Below are 18,202 nucleotides of genomic sequence, written 5' to 3'. Positions count from 1 at the left end.
AATGTTCAGACGGCATAAACAGCCAAAAGCCGTCTGAAAGATAATATGGTCAACGGTTTGTTACGCGCTCAAATGCGCTTTCAGTTTTTCTTCGTCCAAAAACCAATGGCAGATTTCGGTATCGCCATCCAGCAAAACAGGCACCAGCTCATTGTACTTTTCTTCTAAAACCGGATCTTCATCAACATCGACAACATCCAGCCCAAATCCAAACTGCTCCTGATAAGGCTTTAATTGTTCGCGCATTTTGTGGCACAGGCTGCAATATTCCCGAAACATCAAGGTCAGTTTCATGGCGGTTACTCTCGGAGGGACAAAAGCGGCCATTGTATAGCAAAATGCCGCCAAACCATACAGGCATAACAAAGGCCGTCTGAACAGGCGCGAGATAACGCCTTCAGACGGCCTTTGTGTGTATTCTGAAATTAAGACTGAACGTTAATACCTGCAGTCACGGTATTTTGGGCACTGCTTGCTGTCAAAAATGACGCTGCCAATTCGCCGCAGCAACCGCAACAAGTCGCCACGCCTAATTGAGCCTGCAAATCGCTCATGGTGGTTGCACCGGCGGCGATGGTCTCTTTGATGTCGTGGTCAGTAATGGCGTTGCAGATGCAGACAAACATGATGTGCTCCAATAATTTTGTTACCCTCTGTAATTGAGAGTAGGATTTATTCTTGAACGTAAATATAAATAAAAACGGTTTGCATTGCAATATTGGCACTGTCCTTTTGTTTTGAAATTTTTCTATGTAAATTTGTATTTTGATTGTTATTTTATAAATAGTAAACTTTATAACCGTTCAGACGGCCACGATAACAAAAGGCGGCATCTTCGAGATGCCGCCTTTATTTATGAACGGGAATGGTGTTCATCGACCATGTTTTTCAAACGGATATTGGCAACATGGGTATAAATCTGCGTGGTGTTGATATCGGAATGTCCCAACATCATCTGGACTGAGCGCAAATCGACGCCGTGATTGACCAAATGCGTGGCAAAAGCATGGCGCAAACCGTGCGGACTGAGCGAAGCAATACCGACCGCTTCGGCATATTCTTTGACTATCATCCATGCAAGCTGACGGCTGATGCCGTTGCGTTTCTGGCTGACAAACACTTCGTCGCAGATTTTGTTTTTCAGCAACAACGGGCGCGATTCGTTGCAATAGCGTTCCACCCAATACGCCGCTTCCTGCCCTAGCGGAACCAGACGCAATTTGTCGCCCTTGCCTATGGTGCGGATACTGCCGCGATGTAAATCGATATCGCTGAGTGTCAATTTGACGGCTTCGGTCACGCGCAAACCTGTTGCATACATGACTTCAAGCAAGGCTTTGTCGCGCAGCCCGTGCGGCGTTTCCACATCAGGTGCAGCAAGCAGCGCGTCGATTTGGGCTTCGGTAATCAGCGTGGGCAGTTTGCGTTCCGATTTCGGCGCCTTGAGAAAACGGGTGGGATTGTCTGCTCTTTGGCCTGTTTCTTCCAACCAGCCGTACATACGCTTGCAAGCCGACAATGCCCGCGCTTGGGACGTGCTTTTTTCCCCCTCCGCATACACGGCATCAGACAGGGCAAATTCATCAGCACTCAACCAATCCTGCCCGCACTCGGCCAAACGCGCTGCGATTTTAACCAAATCACGGCGGTAACTTTGCAGCGTATTGTGGCTGAGCCGGTCTTGCAGCCAAAGGGATTCAAGCAGCTTGTCTATTAAATCGTCCATACTCATCAAACTGTATTGAAAGGCCGTCTGAACGGCATAACTTTACATCCGTTCAGACGGCCTTAGGTTTTCAAAGCCCTATCAAAAGACTTGAGAAATTGTATCCAACACTTCCTGCGCGTGTCCGGCCACTTTGACTTTGCGCCATTCATGAGCGATTTCGCCGTTTTCGTCCAGCACAAAGGTGCTGCGCTCGATGCCGAGGGATTCTTTGCCGTAAAGCTTTTTCAGCTTGATCACGTCAAACAGTTTGCAGACGGTTTCTTCTTTATCGCTCAACAATTCAAACTGGAAACCTTGTTTGGTGCAGAAATTCTGATGCGATTTGACACCGTCGCGCGAAATGCCGACAACGGTATAGCCCAATGCTTTGAATTGTTCCAATCGGGCATTGAAATCCAAGCCTTCGGTGGTACAGCCGGGCGTGCTGTCTTTAGGATAAAAATAGACAACCAACGGCAAATGTTCGGCGGAGTTAAAATCGCTACCGGAAGAAGATGGGAGTGTGAATTGATATTTTGACATATTATTCCTTTCAGACGGCCTAAACCTAGCCTACGTTTATTTTTCGCTTAAATTCAAATAACTGCGCGTACCTTGAAAATCTTCCAATGTACGCAACAAAAGCTGGAAGTAGTCGTCATTGCCGGCTAAATCCAACTCATCGGCATTGACAGTCAGCAAAGGCGCGCTTTGATACAAATGGAAGAAATGACTGTATTCGTCATGCACCCGTCCCAAATAGCCTTCGGGAAACAAGCTGATAATGCCTTCGTGACGTTTTTGCAGACGTTTGCGGTTGTTTTCGACAGCGGTTTGCAGATAAATCACCACATCGGGCTCCGCGTATTGCGGCAGAATGCGTTGCTTCATATCGGCAAAAAGCTGCTGCTCGTCATCATTCAAAACGATGGGCGTAAAAATACGGTCTTTTTCCGGCAAAAAATCAGCCACAACCATTCCGCCTTGCGCGCATTGGTCTTCAATAATATTCACGCTTTCAGCGCGGCGCATCAGGAAGAAAAGTTCGGCAGCCAAGCCATTATTGGAAACATTGCTGTAAAACTTCATGAGAAACGGATTGTGATCTGGATTCTCCGACAACAGCAACGCGCTGAAATGCTCTGCCAAGCGGCGGCTCAAAGCGGTCTTGCCGCTACCGATGGCGCCTTCGACAACAATATAACGAGGATTCATAGTAACTCTTTTTAATGTGTCTCCCAACAATATTTTATAGCAAAAAAGGCGTGTCCAACACGCCCTTTCTTGTTTTCGTCCGTTTTTTCAGACGGCCTTTATTCTTTCAACAGGTGAATACCCTGCTCACCCAAAGCCTGAGCCAAATCAGCCGCACGTCCATGCTCGCCCAACTCGAAATCCGGAAGGATTTCGGCCAACGGCAACATAACGAAACTGCGCCCATGCGCGCGCGGATGCGGCAAGGTCAGATGCGGGTCATCGCTGCGGATACCGTCAAAATCGATAATGTCCAAATCCAAGGTGCGCGGCGCATTGCGGAAGGTACGTTCGCGCCCAAATTCGGCCTCGATGCGGTTTAACTCTGCCAACAGCGCTACGCCATCCAATGATGTTTTCACGGTACAAACGGCGTTCACAAAATCGGGCTGATCGTCATAGCCGACCGGCGCAGTCAAATACAGGGAAGATGTTTTTTCGAGCCGAACATGAGGATGCGCGGCCAATTCGGCCAAAGCGGCGCGAATCTGTTCGGCAGGATTGGCGAGATTGCTGCCCAAAGCGACAACGGCAAAATGCGGATACATTTCAGACGGCCTCTTTTAAAACGGCAGCGTTTTGGTTTTGGCAAGGAAAACAATCGTGGCAACACACGACATGGCCAAAACGTAGACGATATAGAATTTCGGCGAACGCGGACGCGAACGCATCATAATCATGCCCAACACAATATAAACCAGCAACAGCAGGATTTTCATACCGAGCCACGGCGCATTGAACGGCGAAAAATGAGTAATCTTCATCAGCCACAAGCCGGTAAACAGCAACATGGTGTCGTTCAAATGCGGCATGGCTTTCCAAATGCCTGCCAACGGTTTCTCAGGATGACGCCAGAGCAGGAAAAAACGGATGTTGAACAACAGGATGGTAATGGCAACGAAAATCTGATGGCTGTATTTTACAAACAGATATTGCATGGCAGTTTCTTATGTTGAGGGTTGAAAAACAAAGCAGCTATTTTACCGCAAACATCTATTTCTGACGCAACTTTTCAATCGCCAGCAGATAGGGAGGCGCATTGCGGCGGTTGACAAAGCCATAGCGTAACACGGCAAAGGCTTCCTGCGGCAAAGTTTCCGTCCATTGCACAATCGCTTCAGCCTCTATTCGGCCGGCTTCATGTCCAGGATACAATACCGCCACGGCAAGCCCGCCCTCTTTCAGCAAACCCAAAGTATCCGTCAGCGCACGGATACTGCTTGCTGCTTCAGTTGTACAGCTTTTATCGCCTCCCGGCAGCCAACCGAAATTAAATACTGCGGCATCTAAAGGCTCGTCGATATAAGACAAAAGGTTTTCATGGCCGTCATGTATCAGGGCTACCCGACCATCTACGCCGTTTTCTTTCAGACGGCCTTGAGTCTGCGCCAGTGCCTTGAGTTGCACATCAAATGCCCACACCCTACCCGTCTCGCCAACCGACTGCGCCAACAGCAAAGTATCATGCCCGTTTCCGGCCGTCGCATCCAAAGCGCGGCCGCCTGCTTTTAAGGCTTGCTGTAACAGGGAGTGGGCAAAGGGAAGAATGTTCTCAAGCAGCATGATAAAGGTCGTCTGAAAATAAAAATACCCTACCGCAAAAGCGGTAAGGTATTGAAAAACAGGAATGCGTTACATCATTTATTCGGCAGGTTGTTGCACAGTCTCAACTTGAACCGGAGCAGCTGCGGCAGCGGCTTGAGGTTGTTTGTTTTCGTGTTGCAGGCTGACTGCGCGTGCAGGAACGATTGTTGAGATAGCGTGTTTGTAAACCATTTGAGTGACGGAAGTATTACGCAGCAGAACAACGTACTGGTCGAATGATTCCACTTGGCCTTGCAGCTTGATGCCGTTTACCAAGTAGATCGAAACCGGAACGTGCTCTTTACGCAACGCATTCAAAAAAGGATCTTGTAACATTTGTCCTTTAGCTGTCATATTCTTGAGCTCCATTATTATGATTGTAAAGACGCCAAAATCGGCGTTTGATGGGATTGTAGCCCCGAATAGGATAAATTACCAACTATTTTTTTCTATCACACCATTTAGGAATCCAGCAATAAGGGAACTTCACGTCAAACCGACTGTTTCATTTCCATATTCACAACAATCCCAAATCCAAATTGGATGTTTTTTAAAATTCGGCAAATCCTATCGAAAATATGCCATGAAGCTCTAACGAGCTGTTTTTCATTAAAAAAAGGCCGTCTGAAATTGTTCAGACGGCCTTTATGCTTATTTGCTGAATTGTTTTTTCACGCTGACTTTGGTTTTCTTCTTGAAGCGGTTTTTCTCTTCCTTGCGGCCTTCGCGTTTCTCAATACGGTTGCTCAAGCTGACACGGCGTAGCGGTTTTTTCTTCGGTTTGTCTTCCGCATTTTCATACGGGTTTTCCGAAACATTGTATTGAATTCTGAGCGGCGTACCTTGCAGATTGAAGGCTTTGCGGAACGTTTGGGTCAAATAGCGCGTATAGCTGTCAGAAATGGCGTGTAGCGAATTACCGTGTACCACAATCACCGGCGGATTCATGCCGCCTTGGTGGGCATAACGCATTTTCGGACGCACCAAGCCAGCACGCGGCGGCTGTTGACGCTCGATAGCGCTTTGCAATACGCGCGTGATTTTTGGCGTCGGCATCTTAATCATCGCCGCATTGTAGGCAGCCTGAATGCTTTCAAACAAACCGTCTATACCGCGTTCTTTCAATGCAGAAATAAAGTGGAACTTAGCAAAATCAAGGAAATACAGTTTGCGGTTGATATCGCGTTTCACTTGCTCACGGCGCTCTTCGCTGATGCCGTCCCATTTATTGACCGCTACGACCAAGGCACGGCCTGCTTCCAAAACGAAACCTGCAATCGTCGCATCTTGATCGGCGATATCTTGTTGCGCGTCCAATACCAAAACGGCAACGTTTGCCGCTTCAACCGCCTGCATAGCTTTGATAACGGAGAACTTTTCCACCGCTTCATCCACTTTGCCGCGACGGCGCACACCTGCGGTATCGATGATGGTAAACGGTTTGCCTTCGCGCTCAAAATCAATGTGGATGCTGTCGCGCGTCGTACCTGCCATATCGAAGGCAATCACGCGCTCTTCGCCGAGAATGGCGTTTACCAAGGTCGATTTGCCGACATTTGGACGGCCGATTACAGCAAAAACAGGATGTTTCGCTTCTTCCTCTTCCTTTTCAGGCTCAGGGAAGGTTTCCAAAATATCTTCAATCAGATAATACACACCATCGCCATGCGCACCTGAAATAACATAAGGGTCACCCAAAGCAAGTTCGTAGAACTCAGCGGCAAGTACAGCCCTATTGCCGCCCTCGCCTTTATTCACAGCCAAATAAACAGGACGCGGACTTTGGCGCAAACGGTCGGCAATAATTTTATCTTGCGGCGTCAAACCGGTACGGCCGTCCACTAAAAACACCACTGCATCGGCCTCATCGACAGCCTGCAAGGTTTGTTTTGCCATTTCGTGCAAAATGCCGCTATCGACAACCGGCTCAAAACCGCCGGTATCGATGACCAAATAAGGTTTGCTGCCGACTTTGCCATGACCGTAATGGCGGTCACGCGTCAGGCCGGGCAAGTCATGCACAAGCGCGTCTTTGGTGCGCGTCAAACGGTTGAATAAGGTAGATTTGCCGACATTGGGGCGGCCGACAAGCGCGATGGTTGGTTTCATGTGGAGTCTTTCTGTGTCAAGTGCCGCCTAAAAACGGGAGCGGAACACAAGCAGGTGTTTTAAAAACACGGTTGATAAGGATAAGTGTAGGCCGTCTGAAAAGTCATTGCAACTTCAGACGGCCTTGATTTCAAACAAACTTATTTCAAGCTGTCGATTTTCATTTGCAGCAATTCGCGGCCTACTGCGGTTTGCGGCATTTTGCTCAAAGCAGCTTCGTAACTTTGTACGGCTTCTTTGGTTTTATTTTGGGCAACGTAAACATCGCCTTTGGTTTCCAGCATCAAAGGCTCGAAGTCAGCCTCAACCTGAGTATTCAGGGCATTGATGGCGGCATCGTATTTTTTCTGCTGCAACAGGACAACGCCCAAACGCTGCGCTGCCAAAGCTTGAACCAGCGGTGCATTTTGGTTTTTCAGCACCCAATTCAAATGACCTTCCGCTACATCATAACGGCCGGCATCGAACTCAGTCGCCGCCACCATCAACGTAGCTTGGGCTGTCGAAATAGAATCAGGATAGTTTTTTTGCAATTCGGCCAAATCGGCGTTGATGGCTTTAGGGTCGGTTTTTTGCTGCGCCTTTTCCACCATTTGCGCCAATACGGCGGCGGCTTCCTGATCTTTTGAAGCTTTTTGGCCTTGGTAAATGGTGTAACCCAAATACCCCAAAGCCGCCACGATCAGCAAGGCAAAGATCCAACGGCCAGTGCGTTTCCAAAAATATTTAAAGTTGTCTAACTCTTGTTGTTCTTCCAAATGGGCTGCCATTTATGCGTTCTTCCATTGTTGAAAAGTGTCTGTCAAATCAGCGGCGGCAACGGTTTGTTGTTCGTGTTTGCCCTGCATATCTTTCAGGGTAACCGTACCGTTTGCCAGCTCATCCTGAGCCACAATCAGGGCAAAGCGTGCGCCACTGTTGTCTGCTTTTTTCATTTGCGCCTTCAGGCTTTGATAGCCGGAATGCTGCATCACATTGAAACCTTGAGCACGTAGAGCTTGCGCGTATTTCATCACCTGCAAGTCCGCACCTTCGCCTTGGTGCATTGCATAGACATCAGGCGCAGCGTTCACTTCCAGAGAGCCATATTCGCTCACCAAAAGCAGCAGGCGCTCAATACCCATTGCAAAGCCGATAGACGGCGCAGGTTTGCCGCCAAGCTCTTCAATCAAACCATCGTAACGGCCGCCACCGCACACAGTCGCTTGCGCGCCGAGTTTGTCGGTCGTCCACTCAAAAACCGTCTGATTGTAATAATCCAAACCACGGACCAAGCGCGGATTTTCAATATATTGGATACCCAAACCGTCCAACATCGCCTTGAAGCGTGCATAGTGGTTTTGCGAAGCCTCGCCCAAGTAATCCACCAAACGCGGCGCCGCATTGCAGATTTCCTGCAAATCAGGGTTTTTCGTATCCAAAACGCGCAAAGGATTGGTTTTCAGACGGCGTTTGCTGTCTTCATCTAGTTGCGCTTCATAGCGGGTCAAATATTCAACCAATGCCGCACGGTGTGCCGCGCGTTCCTCACGGTTGCCCAAACTGTTGATTTCCAAAGTCAGGTATTCGCGAATACCCAATTTTTCCCACAAGTCGGCAGACATCGCGATAATTTCCGCATCAATATCCGGCCCTTCAAAACCCAAAGCCTCGATACCAACCTGATGGAACTGACGATAACGGCCTTTTTGCGGACGCTCGCGGCGGAACATCGGCCCCATATACCACAGCTTTTGCGGGCTGTTGTAGAGAAGATTGTGTTCGACCACAGCACGCAGACAAGAAGCCGTACCTTCAGGACGCAAGCTCAAACTCAAAGAATCGTTTGAATCGGAGAAGGTGTACATTTCCTTGCCGACCACATCGGTTTCCTCGCCGATGGAGCGGACAAACAAACCGGTTTGCTCGACAATCGGCGTACGGATTTGCTGATAGCCGTAAGCGCGTGTCCAACGGCCGACCGTATCTTCAAACGCCTGCCAAAACGCAGCCGTCAGTTTGAAATCTTTTTGTTCGACAGGTAAAAGGTCGTTCATACCTTTTACAGATTGAATTTTTTGTGCCATTTCAATATGGGATAAGCGAAAATCAAATAGTTGGGCATTATAGCTGATTTTTAAGGGTTTGTGAGGTTGGAAACAAATCAAAAGGCCGTCTGAAAATTGGTTTTCGCATTCAGACGGCCTGTAAAGCAGATTACAGAATCATATTCAATGATTCCAACACTTCCCCTGCTTTTCAACTTAAATTTCTTAGAGACATATTCAATATAGATTCAATGCCGTTATACTTGGATTCTTTTCATCCCGTCCATATGCACATCATAAAAACACTGCACTCTCTTTTTGTTATCGGCTTGTTAACTACTATCTTCCCCTCACAAGCGACGGCTGCAAATAACGCCACAAACAATCAAACGAAAATAGATTTAGTCAAAAAGGTTTATCTGTCTAAAGTGGATTTAGGCTCTGAACATAATCGTGTTACTACGCCTGAACTACAAAAAATCATCCGACAATTCAATAAATTCGACACAAATATCCGTAAGCAACCCGATATGGAGATGGGATGTGACATGCCGATACATTACTACTTAGGCTTTGGTCAAGATCATCCTGATAACTTCCATAAAACCTTGCAAGTCAAAGTCACTTCTCCCCATACCGTCCGGGCAACATTTAAACAATTTGACGGCCATAGGGTCGGTGCAGATTTCACGTTGAAATGTACAGAAAACCGTTGTTTGATAGATGATTTTAAGATGATTGGCGATCAAACCGGCATCAAAACCGATTACAAACTTGTTTTGCGCAAACAAAAATGTGAGTGAGCCGACAAAACAAAAGGGCTGCCCAAACAAATGGAGCAGCCCTTTGATTTTGAAATCAAGGTCGTGAAGGATGCGGATTTAAGCGGACAGGCGGCAAATTAGGTTTTCCGTATTGGGAAACAGCTTGTCTGCCTGAAGCCACTTTCCCTGACTGCATGACGCCGCTATCGTTGCGTATTGGATGTGCGGCATACTCATCTTGATTTAATTGTGAACCTTCTTCATTGACTTCATGCTCTGCCACAAGTTCATACTCATTATCGTATGCCTTACTCTTGCCAAGCCGAACTTCCCCTCCCGCCATAGCGGATACGGAAAACGCGGATAACATGATGATTATGCCGATTTTTCTCTGCATAATATTCTCCTTTTCTCAAATATTGCTTCTTTATCATTTCTTTAATTTATGCCACAAAAGCAAGTTCAAACAAAACCAGTTTCTTTGGTCGGTTGAAGAATCTATTTAAGCACAAAACCGGCATCACTACATATCCGTTATTAGAAGTTTATTTTCCATATAAACAAGGCCGTCTGAAAAAATCCTAAAAAACGAGTACAATCCGCCGCATGAAAAAACGTACTAGTCCCCTACCCCTTTTAGACGGTGTCAAACCCAGCTACTTAGTTTTGCCACATAAAAAGCAATTTTACGGCTTGCCTCTGCTGCATTTTTTATGCGCTCATTTTCCCTTTGTCGGCGAAGAAAACTGGCGACGGCGGCTGAACAGCGGTTTTGTGGTGGGTGCGGATGGCGTACCGTTTGATGAAAATACTTTGTTTGAGCCCGGCAAGACGATGTTTTATTACCGTGAAACCAGCCGTGAGAGCGAGCCGCGTATTCCGTTTGAAGAAAAGATTTTGCATATTGACGAGCATTTGATTGTGGTGGACAAACCGCATTTTCTGCCCGTCATCCCCAGCGGCAGGTTTTTGCGAGAAACCTTGCTCACGCGCCTACGTCTGCGGCCTGAATTGCAGTATTTGAATGTTGAAGACATTACGCCGATTCATCGCTTGGATAAAGATACGGCTGGCGTTATGCTGCTTTCGCTCAACCCTGCCACGCGTCGCGACTATCAGACCATGTTCCAAGAAAAAAACGTCCGAAAAACCTATGAAGCGGTGGCGCCGACGAGGACGGATTTGGACTATCCGCTGGATATTTCGTCCCGAATGGAACGCGGCGAAAAATTCTTTCTCACGCGGGAAACGGAAGGCGAACCCAACGCCCACACAACCATCGAGCTTATCGAAAACCGCGGCGCATTCAGCCTCTACCGCCTCACGCCGCACACCGGAAAGAAACACCAGCTGCGCGTGCATATGATGAGTTTGAACATGCCGCTGATGAACGATGCGCTTTACCCTACCCCATTGGCGGCCGGTGATGAAGACTACGACAAACCTTTAAAACTTTTGGCCAAAAGAATAGAGTTCACCGATCCTGTCAGCGGAGAAATCCGCGTATTTGAAAGCGATTTTGCGCTGTAGTTATCCAGCCTAATAAAAAAGGCCGTCTGAAAAGTTTCAGACGGCCTTTTTGTCACAAAATCATTTGATTAGTGATGAATGCAGCTGCACTCTTTATTCATATCAATCACCATACGGCCGGTAATTTTACCTTCGCGCATTTCTTGGAAGATGGCAGGTGCTTCATCCAAAGCACGCAATTCGACTTTAGGCACAACCAAACCTTCTGCGCCGAATTGGAATGCTTCTTCCAAATCTTTACGGGTACCGACCAGAGAGCCGACCACTTCGATGCCGTCCAATACCAAACGTGGGATAGACAAGTCCATAGACTCAGGTGGCAAGCCAACTGCAACGACACGGCCGCCGGCGCGGACGCAGTTAACGCCTGAATTAAAGGCAGCAGCGGATACGGCTGTTACCACGGCTGCGTGTGCACCGCCGGTTTTCTCTTGGATGACTTGAGCCGCATCTTCTTTGGCGGCATTGATCACCAAATCAGCGCCGGTTTCTTTGGCAAAAGCCAGTTTTTCATCGTTGACGTCAACGGCAACAACGTGCGCGCCAAACACTTTTTTCGCGTATTGAACCGCCAAGTTGCCCAAACCGCCTGCGCCGTAAATCGCAATCCATTGACCCGGACGAACGCCGGAAACTTTAATCGCTTTATAAGTGGTCACACCGGCACAAGTAATGCTCGAAGCTTGCGCAGGATCCAAGCCTTCAGGAACTTTGACCGCATAATCGGCACTCACGATACAGTGGGTCGCCATACCGCCGTCGGCAGTATAACCTGCGTTCAATACGGAGCGGCACAAGGTTTCGCGGCCGGTATTACAGTATTCGCAAGAACCGCAGCTTTGGAACAGCCATGCGATGCTGACACGATCGCCGACTTTCAGATTTTTCACACCGTCAGCAACTTCTTTAACCAAACCGATGCCTTCGTGTCCCAACACGCGACCCGGTTTGTCGCCGTAATCGCCTGCTGCAACGTGCAAGTCGGTGTGGCACACGCCGCAATACTCGACTTCTACCAACGCCTCGCCGTATTCCAGCGGACGCAGTTCGCGTTCAACAACTTCTACATCACCTGCTACATCTTTATTTACTACCACAGCATGCATTTTCATGAGAGAGTCTCCTAGGGTGTTGAAAAACTGTTTAGCTATAAATGAGAATACTCCCCATGTTCGAAACCGTCAACCCATAATCTTTTTCAAAACAACGAGTTATGATGTTATACCATAACAAATCCTATTCAAACCATCTGAATCTTTAAATATATTAACAAATGCACTTTCATTTCAATCAAATCCTTTATTTTTCAGACGGCCTGCTACATGAAATAACATTACAAATGTAAATTTTGAGAACATTATCATTTTTAGTACTTGAACTTAAAAAGAAAAAAGCATAAGCTGTTTTTATGGCGCAGAAATACGCCTTCCCATTCATTAAGGAGACAGTATTATGGCAAAAGATTTAAATGTGTTTGATAAAGAATATGGTCTTTTAATCAACGGCGAATGGACGAAAGGTAGCGAAGGCAAACTTTTATCCTCTTACAACCCTGCCAATGGCGATGAATTGGCCAAGTTCACAGACGCAACCGACGCCGATGTCGATGCTGCCGTGGCCGCTGCCCAAGAAGCGTTCAAAACATGGCGCAAAACCACGACTGCCGAACGCGCGGCCATTTTGAACAAAATCGCCGACGTGATTGACGAAAACGCAGAATTGTTCGCCCTGCAAGAAACCTTGGACAACGGCAAACCGATCCGCGAAACCCGCGCCGCCGACGTACCATTGGCTTCCGACCATTTCCGCTATTTCGCCAGCGTGATCCGCGGCGAAGAAGGCACTGCGACCCAACTTGACGCCGAAGACTTATCCATCGTTCTGCGCGAACCGATCGGCGTTGTCGGCCAAATCATTCCTTGGAACTTCCCATTCTTGATGGCCGCATGGAAAATCGCTCCGGCATTGGCCGCAGGTTGTACCATCGTCATCCACCCTTCTTCCAGCACTTCATTGAGCCTATTGTCCCTCGCTCAAAAAATCAACCACTTGCTGCCTAAAGGCGTGTTGAACGTGATTACCGGCCGCGGTTCCAAATCCGGCGAATACATGCTGCACCACAAAGGCTTCAACAAACTGGCCTTTACCGGTTCAACCGAAGTCGGCCGCCGCGTCGGCATCGCCGCTGCCGAATTGCTGATTCCGTCCACTTTGGAATTGGGCGGCAAATCTGCCAACATCTTCTTCGACGATATGCCTTTCGACAAAGCCCTCGAAGGCGCGCAAAAAGGTATTTTGTTCAACCAAGGCCAAGTCTGCTGCGCCGGTTCGCGCATTTTTGTACAAGAAGGCATTTACGACAAATTCGTCAATGCTTTGGCTGAAGAATTCAAAAAAATCAAAGTCGGCCTGCCTTGGGAAGACGACACCCAAATGGGTTCGCAAGTCAACGCCGGTCAACTCGAGACCATTTTGAAATACGTCAAAATCGGCGAACAGGAAGGCTGCCGCATCATTACCGGCGGTAAAAAAATCGAAGGCGCATTGGGCAAAGGCGAATTTGTCGAGCCTACTTTGATTGAAGCCAGCAGCAACGAAGCCCGTGTTGCCCAAGAAGAAATCTTCGGCCCGGTTGCCACCGTGATTAAATTCAAAACCGAAGAAGAAGTCATCAAAATGGCCAACGACAGCGAATACGGCTTGGGCGGCGCAGTGTGGAGTACCGACATCAACCGCTGCCTGCGTGTTTCCAATGCATTGGAAACCGGCCGCGTTTGGGTGAACTGTTACAACCGCCTGCCTGCCGGCGCGCCGTTTGGCGGCTACAAAACTTCAGGTATCGGCCGAGAAACCCACAAAATGATGCTCGCCGCCTACACCCAAGTGAAAAACATCTACATCAGCACCCGTGAAGAACGCGAAGGCTTCTATTAATCCGCCGTTCCACATTAATCTGATTTAGAAAATATAAAGGCCGTCTGAAACCTGTTTCAGACGGCCTTGTTTTATTCTGTTTTGCAATAAATGCTTCATATCTTTCTCAAAAAAAGCCCCATTACTTTCTCTCCGGCCACCGCCAGCAAGGCTCCGGTCACAACTACCATGGCACCCACATAGCTGACGATATTCATATCTGAAGCGGCAAAATAATCGGGGGCGAGATGATGGCCGATGGTGGAAAATATCATGGTGAATACGGGAATCAGCGTGGTGACGATACTGACTTTTGAAGCGTCCCAATGGTTGAGCGCTTCGCCGAATGAACCGTAGCCGATCAGCGTGTTCAGGCAGCAATAGATAAAGCAACCCCATAAAAACGGATTGCCGATATGGGCGATTTGCGACGGTTCGGCAAACGGCAGGAAAACAAAGCTGCTGCAAAAATAGATCATGAGCAGGATTTGTTGCGAATTGAAATGTTTGGACAGAAGTTTTTGCACCACGCCGTAGCACACCCAGATCATACTGCCCGAAGCCGCCATCATTACGCCGACCGCATAGCTGCCCAAGCTGAAAAGTTCGCCGAATTTGTCGTTGAAAAACATGACCAAACCCGTCAGCAAAAGCATCAAGCCGATTTTTTGCCAATGCGTAAAGGCTTCTTTAAACACGCCTACGCCGACCAAAATCATGGTAAAGGGAGAAAGCTGCCACAACACCTGCGTGGTTGTCGGAGAAATATAGTGCAAGCCCATGGCAACAAGCACAAAGTTGGCGGAAATACCGATAATGCCCAGCATCAATAAAAATAAGGTTTGCTTGGAAAATTCCGACGGCCTCGGCAGCTTGCCGGTCAGCCCCAACAGCACAAACAACACCAGCGAAGCCACTAAAAAACGTATCCACACCAGCGTGGGCGCATCGACGGCTTTTAATGCCTGTTGGGCGATGACCGGCAGCGAACCCCAAGTCATGGTGGCAAGCAACGCCAATGAAAAGCCGAGCCAAGGTTTTTGTTTCTTCATTTTTCAGACGGCCTTTGTTTACGCGGCTTCCCAGTAGTCGATATAAAGCTGCAATTCGAGATTGTTCCGCCATTCGTTGGCAACGGGGCGGTACACCGTGCGGATGTATTCTGGAATGTCTTCGCTGCAACGCCAGAACATGGCTTCAAATTCGTAGCCGTCTTTTTGCAGCCAGACTTTTTTGTGTTTGCCTTCCGCACCCAACGGCTGCTGGCGGACAACATGAAATTCGTCAGTAAAACTCGGTGGCGCGAAGCCCTGCCCCCAAACGTGTTTAGCAAGGTTTTGCGCCTGTTCCAGCGTAATGTCGCGTGCAGGCAGGCTGCCGTCGGTGATGAAGGTTTGCGACAAATCGTCTTCGCACACCATCTCGCGCACGGCTTCTTCAAAGGCCGTCTGAAACGCGGGGATATTGTGTTCGAGTATGCTCAAACCCGCCGCCATCGCGTGTCCGCCGAATTTCAAAATCAAATCGGGATAGCGTTTGGACACCAAGTCCAAAGCATCGCGCAAGTGCAGATTGGGAATGGAGCGTCCCGAACCGCGCACTTCGCCGTAGTCGGCAGGCGCAAACACGATAGTAGGACGATAAAAACGGTCTTTGAGGCGGCTGGCAACGATGCCGACCACGCCCTGATGGAAGTCGTCGCGATACGCCACCAAAGTCGTCTGACCTGAAGGCAGGGTTTCAGGAAAAGCATTCAGCGCGTCTTGCAGCATAGACTGCTCGATTTCGCGGCGCTCGATATTGAGGTTGTTTAACTGCGCCGCCAGTTCCTGCGCCTCGGCATTATCTCGCGCCAACAGACAGGCAATGCCGACCGACATATCGTCCAGCCGTCCGGCCGCGTTGATGCGCGGCCCCAACGCAAAGCCCATATCAAAAGGCTGAGCCTTGCGCCAATCGCGCCGTGCCACTTCAAACAAGGCACGGATACCGGGGCGCATTTTACCCAAACGCATCCGTTTCAGACCTTGCGATACGAGGATACGGTTGTTGTGGTCTAGAGTGACGACGTCAGCGACGGTACCGAGTGCAACCAAATCCAAGAGGTCGCCCAGATTCGGCTCTTTCAGGCCGTCTGAAAAATAATTGCGGCGGCGCAGTTCGGCACGCAAAGCCATTAATACATAAAAAATCACGCCCACGCCCGCCAAGCTTTTGCTTTGGAAACCGCAGCCTTTTTGGTTTGGATTGACGATGATGCAGTCGGGCACGGTCTCGGCAGGCAGATGGTGGTCGGTTACAATCACATCCAAACCCAATTCCTGCGCGCGCGCCACGCCTGCAATGCTGGCGATACCGTTATCCACCGTCACCAATAAATCCACACCTTGCTCTGCCGCGATTTCAGCCAGCTCGGGCGTTAAGCCGTAGCCGTGTTCAAAGCGGTTGGGCACGAGAAAATCCACTTTCGCCCCCATCGCCGCCAAACCGCTCATACCGACGGAACACGCCGTCGCACCGTCGGCATCGTAGTCGGCGACAATCAGGATTTTTTCCTGACGCTCAACCGCATCCGCCAAACGGCCGGCGGCGGCTTCGCAGTTTGTCAGCGTTTGATACGGCAAAAGAGCTGCAAGCTTGTCGTCCAACTCGGCCGGACTTTGTACATCACGCGCAGCACACAGCCGCGCAATCAAAGGATCGGTACCGGCAGTGAGCAAGTCGTTAAAAACAGTCGGATTAATGGAACGTGTTTGGATTTTGACGGACATGGTGTGTGGGATTAAATAGAGAGAAATTAATATTTTTGAAGCGTTTATTTTAAGGGCCAGGCCGTCTGAAACCTGCAATCCGTTTTCAGACGGCCTTGGATATTATTTACGTGAAGCATCGATAATTTCACCGATCACGACATATGAGCCTGCTATCACTACACCGACTGCATCCAAAGCCAATGTGAATGGCGTTTTCAGGATATTCCCCGTCAACTTCCGAACGTCGGTGCTTTTTTTGGTTTCCACATAATAAATTCTGACCGGGACGGCAGTGTCAAAACGGCGGTCTTCGGCAACATTTTTCGGCGTCGCATAATAATGACCTTCGGTAGAAATACACCGTGTGTAGACAGTTTTACCATCGAGTTCAACCGGCTTGAACGCCAGCTGTTTTAACTTGGCAATCTCGGCAGCTTTTTGAGTATCGTAACGCAGGCAAAAATTCGAGCGGAAAGTTTGCGCTTCAGGGGATTTCAATTCAACAGGCAAAGCCTCATACACCTGTTTTGAATTTTGCCGAACCATTTGAAATCGTTTGCTCAGCTTAGCATCCAAAACCGCCTTCAACTTAGCCGAATCTTTAGGATTAACGACAAACCAATATTTTCCGCCCATCATGACCAAGCTGCCTGTTTCCAGTTGCGTATTGTCTTTGGCAACCACGCCAAATGCGTGAATATTGTCTTTGGCAACGGTTTTTTCAGTTGTGGTTTGATGGAAAGGGCTATTTCTTTCCCAAAGATCGGTAGTACATCCATTGAGGGTCAATACACCAACCAGCAGGGCGATTGCAGAGTGGCGAAATTTCATGGTCATCCTCCTTCGGTATTACGATACAGGCCGTCTGAAACCTGCAATCGGTTTTCAGACGGCCTTAAGGTTTATTCCTCCCAATCCTGCCCTTCTTCCGAAGCATCGGATTGACCGGCCTCCATCACTGCTTTAATTTCTTGGAACAGCGCGCGGAAGTTTTTCGGCGGTTTGTTTTGTTCCTGCTCTTTTTTGGTGTTGCGGATCAAGGTGCGCAATTTGCCGGCGTCGGCTTGCGGGAAATCGGCCATAAATTGGGTAATCGCGCCATCGTCTGCCAACAGTCGGGTACGCGCCTGCTCGACGCGTTGCAAAAAGGCATTGTGCGCCGTATTGTCGCCGCGCAGTTTGGCCAAATAGGCTTCGATGGGCGCAGGGTCGGTATCGCGCATCAGGCGGCCGATAAATTGGGCTTGACGTTTGAGCGCGCTGTTAGACGTGATTTTTTTATAGGTGGCAATCGCCTCGAACAGCTCTTCGTCCAAGCCGATTTTTTTCAGCGTATCGCTGGAAAGCTTGGTCAATTCCATACCCAAAGCCTGCAAATCGTTCATCTGCTTTTTCATTTGGGTTTTGCTGACCCATTCGTCTTCTTGTTCAAACATTGTGTTTCCCTGATTTTCTGAATCTGCCTATTTTATCAGTTTTCAGACGGCCTTTCCGTGCGATTTTTGCAGAGGCCGTCTGAAACGGTTAAAATGCCGCAAAACCCTGTCAGGAAACCTTTTT

The 18,202-nt window shown here is 48.7% G+C and carries 21 protein-coding genes; 3 read left to right on the top strand and 18 right to left on the bottom strand.

Annotated features, from left to right (window positions below; translation table 11 throughout):
- Positions 1 to 60 precede the first annotated feature (60 nt).
- From ACTHTG_RS03320 to hisS, 12 genes are all read right to left on the bottom strand, one after another.
- Complete coding sequence (locus ACTHTG_RS03320; RefSeq protein ID WP_050787142.1) at positions 61 to 294, bottom strand: glutaredoxin family protein; 234 nt, start codon at positions 292 to 294, stop codon at positions 61 to 63.
- A gap of 131 nt (positions 295 to 425) precedes the next feature.
- The gene (locus ACTHTG_RS03315; RefSeq protein WP_003681978.1) at positions 426 to 626 is read right to left on the bottom strand and encodes a (2Fe-2S)-binding protein; all 201 of its coding nucleotides are present in this window, start codon (positions 624 to 626) and stop codon (positions 426 to 428) included.
- Between the two features lie 227 nt (positions 627 to 853).
- A complete protein-coding gene (xerD, locus tag ACTHTG_RS03310) occupies positions 854 to 1,732 on the bottom strand; it encodes a site-specific tyrosine recombinase XerD (protein ID WP_293203686.1) in 879 nt (292 codons plus the stop codon).
- A gap of 75 nt (positions 1,733 to 1,807) precedes the next feature.
- Positions 1,808 to 2,251 (bottom strand): peroxiredoxin, encoded by a 444-nt coding sequence (locus ACTHTG_RS03305; RefSeq protein ID WP_440360528.1) that lies wholly within the window; start codon positions 2,249 to 2,251, stop codon positions 1,808 to 1,810.
- A gap of 36 nt (positions 2,252 to 2,287) precedes the next feature.
- Complete coding sequence (locus ACTHTG_RS03300; protein WP_004519439.1) at positions 2,288 to 2,923, bottom strand: deoxynucleoside kinase; 636 nt, start codon at positions 2,921 to 2,923, stop codon at positions 2,288 to 2,290.
- 98 nt (positions 2,924 to 3,021) lie between these two features.
- The gene (gene folK, locus ACTHTG_RS03295; RefSeq protein WP_004519438.1) at positions 3,022 to 3,510 is read right to left on the bottom strand and encodes a 2-amino-4-hydroxy-6-hydroxymethyldihydropteridine diphosphokinase; all 489 of its coding nucleotides are present in this window, start codon (positions 3,508 to 3,510) and stop codon (positions 3,022 to 3,024) included.
- A 15-nt stretch (positions 3,511 to 3,525) separates the two neighbouring features.
- On the bottom strand, positions 3,526 to 3,900 hold the full coding sequence (locus tag ACTHTG_RS03290) for a SirB2 family protein (protein ID WP_003681989.1): 375 nt from the start codon (positions 3,898 to 3,900) through the stop codon (positions 3,526 to 3,528).
- Between the two features lie 55 nt (positions 3,901 to 3,955).
- Positions 3,956 to 4,525, bottom strand: a complete 570-nt coding sequence (locus ACTHTG_RS03285) for a tRNA (mnm(5)s(2)U34)-methyltransferase (RefSeq protein WP_004519437.1) — start codon at positions 4,523 to 4,525, stop codon at positions 3,956 to 3,958.
- A 78-nt stretch (positions 4,526 to 4,603) separates the two neighbouring features.
- Positions 4,604 to 4,900 carry an RNA chaperone Hfq gene (hfq, locus tag ACTHTG_RS03280; protein ID WP_036493792.1) on the bottom strand — a complete coding sequence of 99 codons (297 nt, stop codon included), beginning with the start codon at positions 4,898 to 4,900 and terminating at the stop codon, positions 4,604 to 4,606.
- A gap of 297 nt (positions 4,901 to 5,197) precedes the next feature.
- Positions 5,198 to 6,655 carry a ribosome biogenesis GTPase Der gene (gene der, locus ACTHTG_RS03275; RefSeq protein WP_004519434.1) on the bottom strand — a complete coding sequence of 486 codons (1,458 nt, stop codon included), beginning with the start codon at positions 6,653 to 6,655 and terminating at the stop codon, positions 5,198 to 5,200.
- 140 nt (positions 6,656 to 6,795) lie between these two features.
- The gene (locus ACTHTG_RS03270; RefSeq protein WP_004519433.1) at positions 6,796 to 7,425 is read right to left on the bottom strand and encodes a YfgM family protein; all 630 of its coding nucleotides are present in this window, start codon (positions 7,423 to 7,425) and stop codon (positions 6,796 to 6,798) included.
- On the bottom strand, positions 7,426 to 8,721 hold the full coding sequence (hisS, locus tag ACTHTG_RS03265; protein WP_004519432.1) for a histidine--tRNA ligase: 1,296 nt from the start codon (positions 8,719 to 8,721) through the stop codon (positions 7,426 to 7,428). It lies immediately after the preceding gene.
- 248 nt (positions 8,722 to 8,969) lie between these two features.
- On the opposite strand from hisS, the gene ACTHTG_RS03260 reads away from it, so the two are divergent.
- A complete protein-coding gene (locus ACTHTG_RS03260) occupies positions 8,970 to 9,485 on the top strand; it encodes a hypothetical protein (RefSeq protein ID WP_004519431.1) in 516 nt (171 codons plus the stop codon).
- Between the two features lie 55 nt (positions 9,486 to 9,540).
- Here the strand turns inward: ACTHTG_RS03260 and ACTHTG_RS03255 are convergent, their stop codons facing one another.
- Complete coding sequence (locus ACTHTG_RS03255; protein ID WP_004519429.1) at positions 9,541 to 9,843, bottom strand: hypothetical protein; 303 nt, start codon at positions 9,841 to 9,843, stop codon at positions 9,541 to 9,543.
- Between the two features lie 209 nt (positions 9,844 to 10,052).
- Here ACTHTG_RS03255 and ACTHTG_RS03250 point away from each other — a divergent pair, with 209 nt between their 5' ends.
- Complete coding sequence (locus ACTHTG_RS03250; protein ID WP_049335484.1) at positions 10,053 to 10,976, top strand: RluA family pseudouridine synthase; 924 nt, start codon at positions 10,053 to 10,055, stop codon at positions 10,974 to 10,976.
- A 68-nt stretch (positions 10,977 to 11,044) separates the two neighbouring features.
- Here the strand turns inward: ACTHTG_RS03250 and adhP are convergent, their stop codons facing one another.
- Positions 11,045 to 12,088 carry an alcohol dehydrogenase AdhP gene (adhP, locus tag ACTHTG_RS03245; protein WP_079453675.1) on the bottom strand — a complete coding sequence of 348 codons (1,044 nt, stop codon included), beginning with the start codon at positions 12,086 to 12,088 and terminating at the stop codon, positions 11,045 to 11,047.
- Positions 12,089 to 12,428: 340 nt separating this feature from the next.
- Here adhP and ACTHTG_RS03240 point away from each other — a divergent pair, with 340 nt between their 5' ends.
- The gene (locus tag ACTHTG_RS03240) at positions 12,429 to 13,910 is read left to right on the top strand and encodes an aldehyde dehydrogenase family protein (RefSeq protein WP_049335482.1); all 1,482 of its coding nucleotides are present in this window, start codon (positions 12,429 to 12,431) and stop codon (positions 13,908 to 13,910) included.
- 95 nt (positions 13,911 to 14,005) lie between these two features.
- Here the strand turns inward: ACTHTG_RS03240 and ACTHTG_RS03235 are convergent, their stop codons facing one another.
- The 4 genes from ACTHTG_RS03235 to yjgA form a co-directional block, all read right to left on the bottom strand.
- A complete protein-coding gene (locus ACTHTG_RS03235; RefSeq protein ID WP_440360529.1) occupies positions 14,006 to 14,941 on the bottom strand; it encodes a DMT family transporter in 936 nt (311 codons plus the stop codon).
- An 18-nt stretch (positions 14,942 to 14,959) separates the two neighbouring features.
- Positions 14,960 to 16,660: a single-stranded-DNA-specific exonuclease RecJ gene (gene recJ, locus ACTHTG_RS03230; protein WP_440360530.1), complete on the bottom strand. Its 1,701-nt coding sequence runs from the start codon at positions 16,658 to 16,660 to the stop codon at positions 14,960 to 14,962.
- A 102-nt stretch (positions 16,661 to 16,762) separates the two neighbouring features.
- On the bottom strand, positions 16,763 to 17,473 hold the full coding sequence (locus ACTHTG_RS03225) for a hypothetical protein (protein WP_308538365.1): 711 nt from the start codon (positions 17,471 to 17,473) through the stop codon (positions 16,763 to 16,765).
- 71 nt (positions 17,474 to 17,544) lie between these two features.
- Positions 17,545 to 18,078 carry a ribosome biogenesis factor YjgA gene (gene yjgA, locus ACTHTG_RS03220; protein ID WP_070645101.1) on the bottom strand — a complete coding sequence of 178 codons (534 nt, stop codon included), beginning with the start codon at positions 18,076 to 18,078 and terminating at the stop codon, positions 17,545 to 17,547.
- Positions 18,079 to 18,202: the final 124 nt, after the last annotated feature.

This window comes from Neisseria sp. P0017.S009, from assembly GCF_051957375.1.
GTDB classification, from domain to species: Bacteria; Pseudomonadota; Gammaproteobacteria; order Burkholderiales; family Neisseriaceae; genus Neisseria; species Neisseria perflava.
Note: the sequence above shows the minus strand (reverse complement) of the source record. Positions and strands in the feature narration are given on the sequence as shown.

Bases quoted from the DNA above. Each gene is read 5' to 3' on its own strand.
- xerD (WP_293203686.1), bottom strand. From the start codon at position 1,732: ATGAGTATGGACGATTTAATAGACAAGCTGCTTGAATCCCTTTGGCTG.
- ACTHTG_RS03270 (WP_004519433.1), bottom strand. From the start codon at position 7,425: ATGGCAGCCCATTTGGAAGAACAACAAGAGTTAGACAACTTTAAATAT.
- ACTHTG_RS03285 (WP_004519437.1), bottom strand. From the start codon at position 4,525: ATGCTGCTTGAGAACATTCTTCCCTTTGCCCACTCCCTGTTACAGCAA.
- ACTHTG_RS03290 (WP_003681989.1), bottom strand. From the start codon at position 3,900: ATGCAATATCTGTTTGTAAAATACAGCCATCAGATTTTCGTTGCCATT.
- ACTHTG_RS03235 (WP_440360529.1), bottom strand. From the start codon at position 14,941: ATGAAGAAACAAAAACCTTGGCTCGGCTTTTCATTGGCGTTGCTTGCC.
- ACTHTG_RS03225 (WP_308538365.1), bottom strand. From the start codon at position 17,473: ATGAAATTTCGCCACTCTGCAATCGCCCTGCTGGTTGGTGTATTGACC.
- ACTHTG_RS03250 (WP_049335484.1), top strand. From the start codon at position 10,053: ATGAAAAAACGTACTAGTCCCCTACCCCTTTTAGACGGTGTCAAACCC.
- hfq (WP_036493792.1), bottom strand. From the start codon at position 4,900: ATGACAGCTAAAGGACAAATGTTACAAGATCCTTTTTTGAATGCGTTG.
- ACTHTG_RS03260 (WP_004519431.1), top strand. From the start codon at position 8,970: ATGCACATCATAAAAACACTGCACTCTCTTTTTGTTATCGGCTTGTTA.
- ACTHTG_RS03255 (WP_004519429.1), bottom strand. From the start codon at position 9,843: ATGCAGAGAAAAATCGGCATAATCATCATGTTATCCGCGTTTTCCGTA.
- hisS (WP_004519432.1), bottom strand. From the start codon at position 8,721: ATGGCACAAAAAATTCAATCTGTAAAAGGTATGAACGACCTTTTACCT.
- ACTHTG_RS03320 (WP_050787142.1), bottom strand. From the start codon at position 294: ATGAAACTGACCTTGATGTTTCGGGAATATTGCAGCCTGTGCCACAAA.
- ACTHTG_RS03300 (WP_004519439.1), bottom strand. From the start codon at position 2,923: ATGAATCCTCGTTATATTGTTGTCGAAGGCGCCATCGGTAGCGGCAAG.
- der (WP_004519434.1), bottom strand. From the start codon at position 6,655: ATGAAACCAACCATCGCGCTTGTCGGCCGCCCCAATGTCGGCAAATCT.
- ACTHTG_RS03305 (WP_440360528.1), bottom strand. From the start codon at position 2,251: ATGTCAAAATATCAATTCACACTCCCATCTTCTTCCGGTAGCGATTTT.
- adhP (WP_079453675.1), bottom strand. From the start codon at position 12,088: ATGAAAATGCATGCTGTGGTAGTAAATAAAGATGTAGCAGGTGATGTA.
- folK (WP_004519438.1), bottom strand. From the start codon at position 3,510: ATGTATCCGCATTTTGCCGTTGTCGCTTTGGGCAGCAATCTCGCCAAT.
- ACTHTG_RS03240 (WP_049335482.1), top strand. From the start codon at position 12,429: ATGGCAAAAGATTTAAATGTGTTTGATAAAGAATATGGTCTTTTAATC.
- recJ (WP_440360530.1), bottom strand. From the start codon at position 16,660: ATGTCCGTCAAAATCCAAACACGTTCCATTAATCCGACTGTTTTTAAC.
- yjgA (WP_070645101.1), bottom strand. From the start codon at position 18,078: ATGTTTGAACAAGAAGACGAATGGGTCAGCAAAACCCAAATGAAAAAG.
- ACTHTG_RS03315 (WP_003681978.1), bottom strand. From the start codon at position 626: ATGTTTGTCTGCATCTGCAACGCCATTACTGACCACGACATCAAAGAG.